The sequence below is a fragment of the Enterobacter cloacae complex sp. 418I7 genome (assembly GCF_050030705.1).
GTDB classification, from domain to species: Bacteria; Pseudomonadota; Gammaproteobacteria; order Enterobacterales; family Enterobacteriaceae; genus Enterobacter; species Enterobacter intestinihominis.
The window spans coordinates 43,138-56,002 of record NZ_JBLGUU010000003.1; the positions used below are offsets into that span (position 1 = coordinate 43,138).

The following is a 12,865-nucleotide window of genomic DNA, read 5'->3' on the forward strand; positions in this document are numbered from 1 at the left end:
TACTTTCAAGTTTTTGCTTTGCCCATTTTTTAACTCTATGTTGCCTAAAGAAGTTCCCCGCCGTGCCTTTACTTTAGCCCGATCGCTTCAGATGCAAGGGTTCGCTCCGCCGCCATCCTCGCCCGGTCGCAGATTTTTACGCCTGATGCCATTCTTCCCGTCGTTCTCCCGCTCAATATTCGCGGGAGAACCGTCCAGAACGTCATCGCTGTTTATCTGCGCTGCGGCCTCCGGTGTCGCCCCTGCATCTTCCGCTCGAAGTCGGGCTGTCGTGTCGGCACGGTGCAACTGGGTGCCGGATGCTTAGGACACAGCCATGTTCAGACTGACCTGTATTGAACTCAACAACGGCGAGTTTGCCGTGTATATCAACAACCATTATCTGTGGAGTGAGGATGCCTGCGGAGAACGACTTTACCTGGGGGAGGTGCTGGAGCAGCTTTCCCTGATGCCGGGTGTGGAAACCGGCACTATTCAAGAGGCAGTTCCGGAGGACGAAGAGTGGAACTGGAATGACATTGCCGATCGTGTGCTGCCGTCGCTATCTGCCTGCCGCGAGGGAGTAACCGTGGCAGATCACATCGCACGGCTACAGCAGTATCCGCAGGATGCGCTGTGTATGGGAACGTTCTGGCTGGCTGATGACTTTATGTCCCTCAATGACAGCCTGACAGAGGGGGAGATTGCTGAAGCCATGCGTGTCTGTTACCACAGCCATGATGCCTGCATCGGTTTTAACTGGGACACATTGCAGTTCGCTATCGACCACGTAAAGGGGGGCTAACGGAAAAAAGGACGCCACCGACCGGAGGCGTCCCAAAACATACCAGGCTTATGATCCTACAAAGTGGTGTACTGACACGCACTTATGGTCATTCTGTCATACACGGGAGGCTACTTCAGCTACCAGAATCAGTACCAAAGGATGTCGGTGCCCTCCGCCTTTCTGCCGCCAGCCGGCGGCGTGTTCAACGCCGTGCCTTCACGCTAACCCGGCCGCTGCGGTCGCAAGGGTTCACGTTGTCTCCGTCCTCACCCGTTCGCACCTTTCACGGTGCATTCAGCCCGTGAAAGGCTTGCGCTGCGGCTTGCGGCGTCGCCCCTGCGCCCTCCGCTCAGAGCCGGGTTTTTGTGGCGGCACGGCGCAACAGGGTGCCGCATATCAGAGAGGAGTGTGTCTATGTCCCGTTATATCCTGGGTGACTGCGTGCAGGTGATGTCCCGTTTTCCGGCACGTGCCGTTGATTTTATTCTTACCGATCCCCCGTATCTGGTTGGCTTTAAGGACCGTACCGGTCGCACTCTGGCCGGGGACAATTCGTCGGAATGGCTTCAGCCAGCGTGCCACGAAATGTACCGCGTACTCAAAAACGACAGTCTGATGGTGAGCTTTTACGCATGGAACCGCGCAGATCTGTTTCTCAATGCGTGGAAATCGGCCGGGTTCCGCGTTGTTGGCCATATCGTTTTTGCGAAGAGTTATGCCTCCAAATCAACGTTCGTGGGCTACACCCATGAGAACGCTTACCTGCTCGCGAAGGGGCGACCGCAAACCCCGGACCGCCCCATCCCGGACGTGATCCCCTGGAAATACACGGGCAACAGACACCATCCGACGGAGAAGCCGGTGCAGAGCCTGCGGCCACTGATTGAATCGCTCACGCGTCCGGGGGCCATTGTCCTTGACCCGTTCGCCGGTAGCGGCTCCACCTGCGTGGCCGCCGCCGAAGCCAGCCGCCGCTATATCGGGATCGAGATGCTTGAGCAGTACCACGCCGCCGGCGTTCGCCGTCTGGCACAGGTTGAACGGGCGAGAAGGATGCCGGCGGCCAATGACGGTACGTTTTACCCTGATTATCCGGAGGCGGCATGAACTACCCGGGCCTTGAATCCCTGCGCGCGGACGTGGCCGAGCTCAGCAATGCCATGTGTGACGTGCGGATGCTGCTGAACCGCCTCGAATCTCAGCACCGGCACGACGCGGCAACGCTGGCTGAACGTATGGCCGCCCAGACCCTGCGCCGGATCAACACCCTGCTTCTGGAAGCCTACCGCGAAGCCCTGGTGCTGGACGAAACCTTTCAGGGCTGACTGACCCTGCCGGGCTGATGCCCGGCCTGTAACCACTTACGAAAGAGATAAAAAAATGTACGGAACCCGCAAAGAACTTTGTGTACAGCTTGAAACCATGTTCACGTCTGACGAACCCCTGGTCCTGCTGGTCTGGACGGAAGAGGGGATTAGCGTGGCCTGCCGTGAAACCCAGCCAGAACCGGACGAGGCTGAAATCCGGGCGGTGATGAAGGCGCTTGGTGAAATGAAAATGACGCAATACCGCCAGGAGGGGGTAAATAATCTGACTGTCAGCGATCTCCTGACCCATCAGCGGGAAGCGGCAAACCGTCAGGTGAGTGTACCCGCAGCTTTACTTGCACGCGTCCTGCGCGACTATGAGTGTGAGCTGGAGCATCGCGCCGGAATGGCCTGGGAGGCCGGGCGGCCTGAACCCGATTCCGTAAAGGAAGCAAGGAATGACGTCTACGCACTGAAAGACGCGCTGGTAGCCTGAGAACGGCCGGGGGAGCGTCCCCGGCAACCGGTGACAATTCACAGCGAAAGAGGATGTCGTTAACTCCGCTTTTTATGCCGCGCTGGCGCGGCGGATGTGAGCGCCGTGCCTTCACTTTAGCCCGAACGCTGCAAATGCAAGGGTTCGCTCCGCCGCCATCCTCGCCCGGTCGCAGTGATTTAATGCTTCATGCCGTTCTTCCCGTCGTTCTCCCGCTCAATATTCGCGGGAGAACCGTCCAGACCGTCATCGCTGTTTATCTGCGCTGCGGCCTCCGGTGTCGCCCCTGCATTTTCCGCTCGATGTCGGGCTGTCGTGTCGGCACGGCGAAGACGTCGCCGCATTCAGAAGAGGAGAATATCATGACCATTGCTTACCGCTTTATGCACCGTCATACCCGAAACACGCTCGTAGCCCGCGGCTGGCCAGCCAACATGGATATCGATACAAGCCTGAATTACTCCAGAGGAGAAGGCGTTGCGTTCTATGGCCAGCTCGATGCTTTACAGTTGCAGCGTCTGTTACCTGAGATTGCACTGCGTGGTTTGATGTCCGATCAGGCAATGAAGGTGCTGCTGTCATTACTGGCAGGAAGTGAACTGATTGTCCGCCTTTATCGTAATTCGCTGGGGCATCGTAAGGCTCATGCCGGAACCATTTCGCTTGAATATGATAATTGCCCTGAGGCTATGTCCACGAAACATATCCTCTGTCTGCTGAAAGCCCTGCGTGACGAGATTAACCACGTCTGTAGCTGCGTGGCATCCGCCGGATACCGCCTGATGGAAGCCTTGCGCCCCGCCGCTGAACCGCTGGTATTTACCCGCCGAACCCGTAATTTCCTCCTGACAGTAACGGAAGTGGAGCAGGTGCAGGATGATGCGCAGTGGGATAATGAGACGCTCGACGCGCGTCTTAAAGCGGTACTCGACGGGAAGGAAACCTTTCGCCGTCTGCAAATCCGTCTGGAATGCAATGGCCGTACAGTCGGGCAGACCCACGTGCCTTATGCCCTTCGTCACCCTGACAGCCCATCCCGCGACTGGTTTGACAGACACTGGCTGCGGGATGTGGTCAGCAGCGCACGAACCGAGATTGACGCGATGATGAAATCCTTCTCCGGCATCCGGATTGCCGCCTGATTTTGGGCGGGGCAATGCGCCCCGCCTTATTGCGAAAAGGATGTCGCACGCTCCGCTTTACCGGCGCCCCCTCCACGATGTTACGGGGACGCAGGTGAAAACGTCCGTGCGGTCTGCGGCTAACGCCGTGCCTTCACTTTAGCCCGATCGCTTCAGATGCAAGGGTTCGCTCCGCCGCCATCCTCGCCCGGTCGCAGATTTTTACGCCTGATGCCGTTCTTCCCGTCGTTCTCCCGCTCAATATTCGCGGGAGAACCGTCCAGACCGTCATCGCTGTTTATCTGCGCTGCGGCCTCCGGTGTCGCCCCTGCATCTTCCGCTCGAAGTCGGGCTGTCGTGTCGGCACGGCGTAAGCCGGAACTCAGACGACACAGACACTGGAGGAGTTTTATGAACACTACCACCCCGGCGATTTATGTAGGTACATACCACAAATACAACTGCGGTAGCCTCTACGGTAAATGGTTTGACCTCACCGACTTTGATGATAAAGCAGAGTTTCTGGAAGCCTGCAACGAGCTGCACGCCAATGAATCCGACCCGGAACTCATGTTCCAGGACTGGGAAGGGATCCCGTCAGCATTTGCATCCGAATCTTCCGTTGACTGGAATTTCATTGAAGCCTACAAGCGCGCAGTAGAAGACGGTATGGATGCTGCATTTATTGCCTGGGTGGAATACTCCGGAGAGTGTGATTATGACGCCTTCGAGGATGCTTATTGCGGAGAAGCTGAGAGCGAAGAGGACTACGCCTGGACTATGGCAGAAGAGTGCGGCCTTCTCAATGACATTCCGGAATCGCTGCGTTGCTATTTCGATATGGGAGCCTGGGCGCGGGATTTGTTCCTGGATGGTCTGGTATTTCTGGATGGCTACGTGTTCAACGGTTGATGTCAGAGGCGGGGCAGGGCCCCGCCACAAAGGAGAATAAAAATGAAACTTGATCCACAGACCCGTGACATCCTGCGTCAGTACAAAAATATTATTAACGCCCGTCGACGTGAAAATGGTCAACGGGAATTAAGAACGGAGCAGGTGATCGACGAAATATGCTATTACATGACCTGCCAGCGTGCGGTGTATATCGGCGGTCATTTCATTTTGCAGGGTGGAAAAGGTAACTGATAACCTGGCAGGCGGTATCATCCGCCTGTTAGCCCGCGCGAAAAACCCTGGCAGGCTTTGCCTGCCGGCGGTTGTTACCGCGCCTGCGGCGCAGTTACAAACCGCCCCGGCAGAAAAAGTCAGCAACGATCTCGTTGCAGGCGCGTGAAAGAGAGGAAAAACATGAGCGAATTTAATCTTTCGGTACGTTCAAAAGAGGATCAGGACAGGATCGCCGTAGACCTGGCCGCGTCAGGTGTGGCATTTAAAGAGCGGCTAAATCAGCCAGTGGTGCCGGAAATTGTGGCACGAGAGGTGCCCGAAGAGCTTCGCGAATATTTTCTGGAAAGGTTGCGCCATTACCGCCAGCTTAGCCAGCAGTTGCCGAAAGCCAGCGATCCACAATATTCCGAAATGGCCGAGGCAAATAAAAAGTAATTTTTTCAGTAAGATATGCTGTAAATCAAACTCATTGCCTTTGTTGCAGTGGGCGTCCGGGCGGGCTGTCATGCTTCGCACAGAGCCAGCAAAGCTGTCTCTGCCCGGCCCCTGCGGGGCAGCGGGTGTCCATCCCATGACGCAACCCCCATCGCTTGCAGCAGCCGTTCCGGCTGCGCCGCTCAGTCGCGCCGTTTCCTGCGCTCCCTGCATCACGCCGTAAATACCCCGTCGTGATGTAGGGGGCAATGTCGTTTCGCCGCGCGCGGCTTCCCGTCATTGCGGCGTGTCCCTGCCCATTCCATCCGGTCCTTTTACACCCCTTTGAGTCCCTCCTCCGGGTGCTGAGACCGCCACAGTCCTCGTGGCTGTCCAGGGTGAATGCTGACGCACGGCCACCAAAACTTTTTGCAGGCAAAAACTTTTTGCGTCCGCCCCGGACATCTGCCTCGGCCGGTGTCGTTTACGCACCTGCGGCGAAGGTTCTCAAACGGGTGATGTTTTATCCCCCGGGAAAGTTCAGCAGGTTCCCGCGAAACGTCAAAACCGCGGCTCCCGTAACTCAACGGGTGATGGGTTTTAAAACCAGCCACTTTTTTAAAGGAAGTATTCAGTGGGAAAAACATTACAGGAATTTCTGAATCAGCCAGTGCTGCTGCGCGAACCCACCGCCGAAGAAAACGAACTGGCGGCTCTATTGAATGGCAGTACTGTCACTGCACCCGTGGTGCTGCCTCAGGGGCCGTTTACCCGTGAAGAGGCGACCGCTCTGGTGGCGCAGTACACCAACGTCAGTATTGAGAACGATCAGGGTACTTATTTTCAGCTTGTTGTGCGGGGTGAAGAAGGGTTTTTGACGAAGTGCGCGTGGAACTTTGAGAACGACGTGGGGGCATTGCTTAACCGCGCTCTTGCCAGTTACAGAGCCAGAAAACAGCAGTAAGAAGGGGCCCTGTCGGAGCTGTCACTCCGCAGGGCAAGACAATCATTAATACTGAGAGGTACTAAATCATGACAGTTGCAGATGTTAAATCAAAAGCACCAAAAAAAACCAGTAAGAATAAAACTGCCGGAAACGAGGCGCTGAAAACAGCCCTCGATGCGGCAGTCATTGAGTATGTTCCGCTGACCGATCTCATTAAATCACCGCTGAACGTACGCACGATGCCCTACACCACCGAGAGCGTTAAGCGACTGGCTAACTCCATTGAAAGCCTCGGACTGCTTCACAATCTGGTTGTCCATGCCCTGCCCGAGGGAAAATACGGTGTGGCAGCAGGTGGTCGGCGTCTGACTGCGCTGACGCTCATGTCTGAAATGGGGCGTATCAAACCAGATTATCAGGTTCCGGTTAAACGTGTCAGCGACGAGCTTGCTGTTGAGGCTTCTTACGCCGAGAACAACGAGCTTGAAACCATGCACCCTGCCGAGCAGATCACAGCGTTTGGTACACTGGCGGCGCAGGGAAAAACTCCCGCGCAGATTGGTGAGGTGCTTGGGTACGGTTCCCGCCACGTCCAGCGCATGCTCAAACTTGCCAGTCTTGCCCCGTCACTGCTTGCACTTCTGGCAGAAGGTCAGCTTGATGTTGAACAGTGTCAGGTGTTGTGTCTTGAAAGCGATCCTGAGCGTCAGGTTGCTGTTTACGAAAGCGTAAAGGAGGAATGGGGACGCACTACCGTAAACGCACTTAAAAATCGTATTACGGAAAGTGAAATTTCTGTCTCGCATCCACGTTTCGCATTTATCGGGCGGGAAGTTTATGAAGCCGCAGGCGGAATTGTCCGTGAAGATCTGTTCAGTGAGCAGGAAGGGGACGGAACAGTAGACAGTCTGCTTGTTGAACGTCTGGTACTGGAAAAACTTGAATTGATCGCTCAGGAAATCCATCAAAAAGAGGGCTGGATGTGGGGTACCGGACGTCTGGCTGCAATTAACCTTTACGGACCTGACGGAAAGGACTACCGCATTCTACCGGAGCCAGATGCAATCTACAGCGAAGATGACAGCCGCCGTATCGATGAACTGTCCGACAAATTTAACGCTCTGGATCCTGACAGTGATGAAGCCGAGGCCATTAGCAGCGAAATATCCCTCATTGAACATGCCGCTGAGCTTCGTGGGTGGACAGAAGATCTGAAAGCAAAATCAGGCGTGGTGGTGAGCTACATGCACGGTGCGCTTCGTATTCAGCGTGGTATATGCCGCATGTCTGATTTACCTGACCATGACAGTAACGGAGAGGATTCCGCGCAGTCTCCTGCCGTGACTCATATGCATCGACCTGATGCAGCAGAAGGGATCAGCATCCCGCTGCTCACCAAAATGTCATCCGAGCGCACTCTGGCGGTACAGGCCGCGCTAATGCAGCAACCTGAAAAGGCTGTGGCGCTTATGGTCTGGCGTATGTGTACCTGCGTTTTTGCTGGATGTGTGACCACGCCGCATCCGTTCCGTATCAACCTGACCGTTTCTCACAGCAGCCTCACTGAGAACGCCCCATCCGGTAAAGAAGGCGCAGCGTTTGAAGCCCTGATGACCGAAAAAGAGCGCCTGAAAACCCTGCTGCCAGCAGGATGGGAGAAGGACTTCACGACCTTCTTCGCCCTGAACGGAGAGGTACTGATGTCATTGCTGGCCTTCTGTGCGGCTTGTTCCGTAGATGGTGTACAGACGCGTGATAATGGACACACATCACGTAGCCCTCTCGATACGGTTGAGGCCGCGATAGGTTTTCACCTTCGCGACTGGTGGCAGCCTACAAAAGAGAACTACTTCGGTAGCCTGAAACATTCACAGATAGTCACTTCACTTAAAGATGCAGGTCTGACTGGTGCCGCTGCTGACGCAGAAAAAATGAAGAAAGGCGACGCGGCAGTGCATGCGGAGTTCTTTATGAAGCAGAACCGTTGGGTTCCTGCATGGTTACAGTCACCGCAGCCTGATGCAAAAGACAGCACCGATACCGACACTGACAACGCGGCAATTGCCGCCTGATAAGGATAGCCGCCCTACGGGGCGGCAATAAGGAGATATCTGATGAATATGCCAAACTTTAAGCTTTCCTCCATGATCGGTGAAGATTTCGAAACCTGCCGCGCCGCTGGTTACTCCTACCGCCGTGAGATGACACACGCTGTTATGGGGGCACTGAGTGCGCCTGAAAACTGGGATGTTAACGGGGAGTATCGTAGCGAGTTCGGGGGCTTATTTCCCGTGCAGATCCGTTTTTCGCCCACTCATGGCCGATTTGAAGTGGTTCTGTGTAGTCCTGGTGAGTTTAGTCAGGACTGGATCATGCTGTTGGTCTGGAGAAAAGGGCAGGAAGTATCCTGTATCCGCTCATGCCCACAATCTGACGCTGCTGTGATAAACCATGTGCTGAGCCTGACCAGCAGGCTGGACAGTGATGGATACTCAATATTCGATATTCTCTCAACGCTGCGCATGGAGGTGGCCTGATGATCCCTCGTCACCTTTCTCTTGTCACGCAACTGCCGGAGCGTGAGGCAGCGTTACGAGCCATTATTGCCGTAGAAGAGGGGGGCGGGCGGTACGGAAGCCGACACCCGCAGCCGTATCCCTATTCCAGAGCATTTTTCCGGTTCCTGACTGGTAGCAGTAAAATTAGTGGAAAGGCGATCAACCAGGTGCGCGGGGCGTACTGGCTGAAGGGCGATAAAATTTCTCTGGCCCGATATGAAGAGGCGTTTGACATACTGATCAGTAGCCGCGGTCGCCTGTGTTACCCTCCGCTCGGTACCAACATGGTGCAGAACCTGTTTCCGGAGCAGGCGTTCAGCATCAGAGAGCGCCACACGCAGCGGGAAGTGCGCGAGGATAATCTTTATTCCCGTCAGGAATCACGGCGACACCGTGAAAAGGAAGAGAAGTACCAGAACCGCGTGGGGCAGGCTGAAATCGACCTGGCATTTCAGACACCGGAGACACTGCGTGCATGGTATGAGTTCTGGTCCCAGCAGGATATACGGGACTATGACATCCAGCGAATGTTGTGGGCGTGGACGGAACGCAGCCCCTCGTTGTCTCATCTGGTGAAGGCTTACTACGACCGTGCGCAAGACATTGTTCTCGATGTACATGATGTGGCGGGATCCTCAACACCGGCGGAGAAAGAGCTGGAGCGCTGGATGGTACCGAACAAAATCACGCTGAGGTCTATATGGCCGTGAGAAACAATCCGTGGAAAACGGAGCTGAAGGTTGCCCGCAGCCAGCGCAATAAACTTCGGACTATGTCGGAAAAGCTGAAAGAGATGTGCTATGAGTGGGACGGATTAAGCGGCTGGCTGGAGACTGAAAGTGAGCGACTCGCAGAAAGCATTGATCAGCATCTTGAAGCGCTCGACGAACAGATACATAACTGGTCCACAGGCAGAAGTGATCCTGAGTAAATCAGGTAAAGGTCAGGATTTATCCAGTAATCAGACTGTTATTCCTGGGCAGAATCGGCTCGTCGGGATATAATGGCGATGGCGCTTGAGGCTTTTTGCCTCATGACGTGAAGGTGGTTTGTTGCCGTGTTGTGTGGCAGAAAGCAGAAAGCCCCGTAGTTAATTTTCATTAACCCACGAGGCCCCCTGTATGTCTGATCAACAACAGTATGGCCTCTTACCGTGCTTAATGCAAGGAGGAGTAAACCATGAAACTGCCGCGAAGTACCGTTATCTGGTGCGTACTCATAGTGTGTCTCACACTGCTGATATTCACTTACCTGACGCGAAAATCGCTTTGCGAAATTCGCCTGAGGGACGGACAACGGGAGGTCGCTGCAATTCTGGCTTACGAATCCAACGGTAAGTAGCAACCTGGAGGCGGGGGAAACCCCGCCTTTTCAGGGCTGAGTTGGTTTGACATGCCTGAAGCGCCTTTATGAAGGGGTTGCCGGTTCGCCGGTAGCCCCTTTTTCCATCCCGACGCGACCGCACGCCTGAACTTCCGGGACGGACCGTACCCCTGCGGGGTTCGGGGGAAGCGGGGCGCGCCTCCGGCGCTGCCCCTCTGCTCCCTCTGGTTTGTCCTCGCTCAATCAATCAATTCCTGGCTGCTGTTAATTCACGCTGTTGCGATTAGTCTGCTGAAGCTGTGCTTCAGAAAGGACTTTTCCGAGTGCCTCATCCTGTCTGTTTTGATCGATATCCTGCTGGTTAGTTCTCTTCGCTGCAGTTCCGTGATGGGCAGAGCCAGAAAGACGGGCAGGGCAATGGCCACCTTCGGCTCCTGGCCCGCGTGGCGGTCCAGTCGTCGAGCCCCACTCCGCCAGGCAGCTGCTTACGCACCAGCCAGTCTCCGCCGAACCCGCAAGCGGTTTCGGGCTATCGCTAGGGTCTGATGGCAAAGGTCAACAACTGCGGCTTCTCCGGCCGTACCGTCCGGAACGCCTTCACCGCGCCGGCGAAGCCGTCGCTCTAATGGCGACACGCCGTTCCGACGTGTCGGGTGTGTGCACTCCTGTTCACCCGCGTGAGTCCATCCCCCGTGTGTCCTCACGCGGAGGGCTGGTCGTAGCACCGTCAGGACGTCATCCAAAGGGTTAAATGAACGCCGCCAAAACTTTTTGCAAGGGACTGCAAAAACTTTTGTCTGCGCCCTTTTCCTGCCGCCCCGCCGTCGCTCCTTTGCCCTTTGCCGCGAGAGAACTCACCAGGGAGATGGGCAACCATCACCACAGGAGAAAACCAGGATGCACACACGAAACGTCAACGTCAAAACCGCCGCTCAAGAATCTTCCAGGAAGATGGAGGAAGAACAAAACCCTGTTTCTGTCGCGAAGGAGTGGGTGGCTCAGGCCACTGCGCTGAAAGAGGGCGTCACTGTCACCGTGTCCGATGTGTCCCGATACGGCGATGTGCAGGTGGAGATCCGCACCAACGGAACGCTTAACTGGCGCGCCTGGTCGTTTCAACCTGATTTTCTTTTTGAACTGAAACGCAACCTGCAATACGTACAGCTGTAACCCCACGCCGGATATCCGGCATGTACTGATAAAAGGAGATAAACCATGCATTTACACACGACTGATTCTTTCGCTTCTCTTGATTCCAGCGCCAGCGCCGAATCGGAAATGGCCTACTGGCTGAGCCGTGAAAAGTCCGCACTGATCGCCCCCGTGGAAATCGATGTGAACAAATTCCACGATGCGGCAGGAATGCACCCACCGATGATCAACTGGCGTTGTGACACCGCGCAGGACACTGAAACCTTCATGCTGGCAGAGATGATCTGTATGAACGTGACGGACATTTTTGTCCGTATTGGAAAGCGTTATTTCCGCGTACGTGATTACAGCAACCTGAATCACGCCGATATCGTGGCGAAGGTGAAAGCAGCATTCAGCCCTGAGAGCCAGAGCCAGAAATGAAAAAAGCAGGCTTACACCTGCTCCATCCACGCCGGATTTGAGCGATTCCAACGAAAAAATCCGGCTTTCACTAAAAGGAACAAACCCATGCAATTCAGTGAAGTTTCGATTGTTACACCAACCGCCCTCTATGTCCAGATGCAGGAGGCTCAAAACGCGCCCGTGAAAAAGCAGGTGCGTATCAAACGCGGTGAAATCGCCTGCAATGCCCTCAGTCCGGAAATGCGGGCACTGGGGCGTCATATTGCGCACTGCCGGAAAAAGGGGCGATCCGTACGTATTCCCGCCATGCGCGGGAGCGAGTGGGGTCATGTGCTGCGCACGCTTGAACTGAGCCGCGCCTGTAACTGACAACAACGCCGCCCCTGACGGGGCGACAGGAGAAAAAAACATGACCCAGATTAGCTTTGCCGATTTCTTCAATGAGACAAAAAGGCGCGGAGCCGCCCGCCCTGTCGTGCAGACGGCTCCGGCTGTCCAGTCAGAGCAAGTCCCCCCGCGTCTTATCAGCATCGACACTGCGCGTAAGCAGTTTATCAGTCTGTTTAACCAGACTGCCCGCCACCTTCACCGCTGGGATGTATTCAGCGATTTTGTCAGACTTGCCGCGAGCGAACTGGATATTGCGCGGGTGAGAACGCCAGAGAGCGCGGAAAACTGCCGGAAGATCTGCGCGCGATACGATGCGGACGATATCCGCAATTTTCATGAGTTGTTCCGTCTGATGGTTTGCGCGCTGGAGGCTAAATTCCATGACTTCATCGGCTCAATTTTTATGGAGCTTGAGCTGGGGTCGGGAGGTATGGGGCAATATTTTACCCCCTATTCTGTCCAGTCAATGATGGCCAGAATGCTGGTTTCCGGCATCAAAGAGACGGTCACGCGGGAGGGTATCGCGACGATAAGCGATCCGGCCTGCGGTTCGGCAGGAATGATTATTGCCTATGCTGAATGTCTACTTGAGGCTGATATCAATCCGTCCGCGCACCTGTTCGCCAGTTGCATCGATATTGATCCGGTTGCTGCCGATATGGCATTTATCCAGTTGTCTCTTTTGGGGATTGCGGCGGAGGTGGTGACAGGGAACACGCTCACGATGCAGTTCAATCGTGTACGGTATACGCCTGTTTACTATCTCAACGACTTTGAAGCGAAGCTGAACACTCAGCGCAGACTTAAAGCCATGATGGACTTTATGTGCGATTTATCGAAAGCCGCCTGATACGGGCAG

General features: G+C 55.2%; 21 protein-coding genes and 1 pseudogene. 20 read left to right on the forward strand and 2 right to left on the reverse strand.

Going from position 1 to position 12,865, the window contains the following annotated elements; translation table 11 throughout:
• Window positions 1–316 precede the first annotated feature (316 nt).
• From ACQG0S_RS23540 to ACQG0S_RS23555, 4 genes are all read left to right on the forward strand, one after another.
• The gene (locus ACQG0S_RS23540) at window positions 317–784 is read left to right on the forward strand and encodes a hypothetical protein (protein ID WP_022650031.1); all 468 of its coding nucleotides are present in this window, start codon (window positions 317–319) and stop codon (window positions 782–784) included.
• A gap of 396 nt (window positions 785–1,180) precedes the next feature.
• On the forward strand, window positions 1,181–1,873 hold the full coding sequence (locus ACQG0S_RS23545) for a DNA methylase (RefSeq protein ID WP_022650030.1): 693 nt from the start codon (window positions 1,181–1,183) through the stop codon (window positions 1,871–1,873).
• The gene (locus tag ACQG0S_RS23550; protein ID WP_022650029.1) at window positions 1,870–2,091 is read left to right on the forward strand and encodes a hypothetical protein; all 222 of its coding nucleotides are present in this window, start codon (window positions 1,870–1,872) and stop codon (window positions 2,089–2,091) included. The genes ACQG0S_RS23545 and ACQG0S_RS23550 overlap by 4 nt, the downstream gene beginning before the upstream one ends.
• A 55-nt stretch (window positions 2,092–2,146) precedes the next feature.
• A complete protein-coding gene (locus tag ACQG0S_RS23555) occupies window positions 2,147–2,569 on the forward strand; it encodes a DUF1380 family protein (RefSeq protein ID WP_022650028.1) in 423 nt (140 codons plus the stop codon).
• Window positions 2,570–2,748: 179 nt separating this feature from the next.
• Here ACQG0S_RS23555 and ACQG0S_RS23560 read toward each other — a convergent pair whose 3' ends face one another.
• Window positions 2,749–2,913, reverse strand: coding sequence for a hypothetical protein (locus ACQG0S_RS23560; protein WP_162183710.1), 165 nt, complete (start codon window positions 2,911–2,913; stop codon window positions 2,749–2,751).
• Window positions 2,914–2,931: 18 nt separating this feature from the next.
• Here ACQG0S_RS23560 and ACQG0S_RS23565 point away from each other — a divergent pair, with 18 nt between their 5' ends.
• Window positions 2,932–3,711 (forward strand): hypothetical protein, encoded by a 780-nt coding sequence (locus ACQG0S_RS23565; RefSeq protein WP_022650027.1) that lies wholly within the window; start codon window positions 2,932–2,934, stop codon window positions 3,709–3,711.
• A 152-nt stretch (window positions 3,712–3,863) separates the two neighbouring features.
• On the opposite strand, the gene ACQG0S_RS23570 is transcribed toward ACQG0S_RS23565, so the two are convergent.
• Entirely contained in the window at window positions 3,864–4,109 is a 246-nt protein-coding gene (locus ACQG0S_RS23570; RefSeq protein ID WP_032623563.1) for a hypothetical protein, read from the reverse strand.
• Here ACQG0S_RS23570 and ACQG0S_RS23575 point away from each other — a divergent pair.
• The 15 genes and pseudogenes from ACQG0S_RS23575 to ACQG0S_RS23645 all read left to right on the forward strand — a co-directional run bounded on the left by ACQG0S_RS23575 (window position 4,102) and on the right by ACQG0S_RS23645 (window position 12,856).
• Complete coding sequence (locus tag ACQG0S_RS23575; RefSeq protein WP_022650026.1) at window positions 4,102–4,602, forward strand: antirestriction protein ArdA; 501 nt, start codon at window positions 4,102–4,104, stop codon at window positions 4,600–4,602. The two genes, ACQG0S_RS23570 and ACQG0S_RS23575, sit on opposite strands and share 8 nt — an antisense overlap.
• A 42-nt stretch (window positions 4,603–4,644) precedes the next feature.
• Window positions 4,645–4,836 carry a hypothetical protein gene (locus tag ACQG0S_RS23580; RefSeq protein WP_022650025.1) on the forward strand — a complete coding sequence of 64 codons (192 nt, stop codon included), beginning with the start codon at window positions 4,645–4,647 and terminating at the stop codon, window positions 4,834–4,836.
• Complete coding sequence (locus ACQG0S_RS23585; protein ID WP_154590114.1) at window positions 4,820–4,984, forward strand: hypothetical protein; 165 nt, start codon at window positions 4,820–4,822, stop codon at window positions 4,982–4,984. The genes ACQG0S_RS23580 and ACQG0S_RS23585 overlap by 17 nt, the downstream gene beginning before the upstream one ends.
• 14 nt (window positions 4,985–4,998) lie before the next feature.
• Window positions 4,999–5,253, forward strand: coding sequence for a DNA polymerase III subunit theta (locus tag ACQG0S_RS23590; RefSeq protein WP_022650024.1), 255 nt, complete (start codon window positions 4,999–5,001; stop codon window positions 5,251–5,253).
• Between the two features lie 697 nt (window positions 5,254–5,950).
• The gene (locus ACQG0S_RS23595) at window positions 5,951–6,196 is read left to right on the forward strand and encodes a DUF905 family protein (RefSeq protein WP_032623592.1); all 246 of its coding nucleotides are present in this window, start codon (window positions 5,951–5,953) and stop codon (window positions 6,194–6,196) included.
• A gap of 68 nt (window positions 6,197–6,264) precedes the next feature.
• Window positions 6,265–8,250, forward strand: a complete 1,986-nt coding sequence (locus ACQG0S_RS23600; protein WP_022650022.1) for a ParB/RepB/Spo0J family partition protein — start codon at window positions 6,265–6,267, stop codon at window positions 8,248–8,250.
• A gap of 42 nt (window positions 8,251–8,292) precedes the next feature.
• On the forward strand, window positions 8,293–8,715 hold the full coding sequence (psiB, locus tag ACQG0S_RS23605) for a conjugation system SOS inhibitor PsiB (protein WP_096149266.1): 423 nt from the start codon (window positions 8,293–8,295) through the stop codon (window positions 8,713–8,715).
• The gene (locus ACQG0S_RS23610) at window positions 8,715–9,446 is read left to right on the forward strand and encodes a plasmid SOS inhibition protein A (protein ID WP_022650020.1); all 732 of its coding nucleotides are present in this window, start codon (window positions 8,715–8,717) and stop codon (window positions 9,444–9,446) included. The genes psiB and ACQG0S_RS23610 overlap by 1 nt, the downstream gene beginning before the upstream one ends.
• The gene (locus tag ACQG0S_RS23615; RefSeq protein ID WP_022650019.1) at window positions 9,437–9,667 is read left to right on the forward strand and encodes a hypothetical protein; all 231 of its coding nucleotides are present in this window, start codon (window positions 9,437–9,439) and stop codon (window positions 9,665–9,667) included. The genes ACQG0S_RS23610 and ACQG0S_RS23615 overlap by 10 nt, the downstream gene beginning before the upstream one ends.
• 229 nt (window positions 9,668–9,896) lie before the next feature.
• A pseudogene (locus ACQG0S_RS23620) lies at window positions 9,897–10,007 on the forward strand (DUF5431 family protein); the annotation flags it as partial.
• Window positions 9,955–10,077: a type I toxin-antitoxin system Hok family toxin gene (locus ACQG0S_RS23625; RefSeq protein ID WP_176483648.1), complete on the forward strand. Its 123-nt coding sequence runs from the start codon at window positions 9,955–9,957 to the stop codon at window positions 10,075–10,077. The pseudogene ACQG0S_RS23620 and the gene ACQG0S_RS23625, both read left to right, overlap by 53 nt.
• 879 nt (window positions 10,078–10,956) lie before the next feature.
• A complete protein-coding gene (locus tag ACQG0S_RS23630; protein ID WP_022650017.1) occupies window positions 10,957–11,229 on the forward strand; it encodes a hypothetical protein in 273 nt (90 codons plus the stop codon).
• Between the two features lie 45 nt (window positions 11,230–11,274).
• Window positions 11,275–11,634: a hypothetical protein gene (locus ACQG0S_RS23635; RefSeq protein WP_022650016.1), complete on the forward strand. Its 360-nt coding sequence runs from the start codon at window positions 11,275–11,277 to the stop codon at window positions 11,632–11,634.
• Window positions 11,635–11,721: 87 nt separating this feature from the next.
• Window positions 11,722–11,985, forward strand: coding sequence for a hypothetical protein (locus ACQG0S_RS23640; RefSeq protein ID WP_022650015.1), 264 nt, complete (start codon window positions 11,722–11,724; stop codon window positions 11,983–11,985).
• Window positions 11,986–12,025: 40 nt separating this feature from the next.
• Window positions 12,026–12,856 carry an N-6 DNA methylase gene (locus ACQG0S_RS23645; protein WP_022650014.1) on the forward strand — a complete coding sequence of 277 codons (831 nt, stop codon included), beginning with the start codon at window positions 12,026–12,028 and terminating at the stop codon, window positions 12,854–12,856.
• Window positions 12,857–12,865 lie beyond the last annotated feature (9 nt).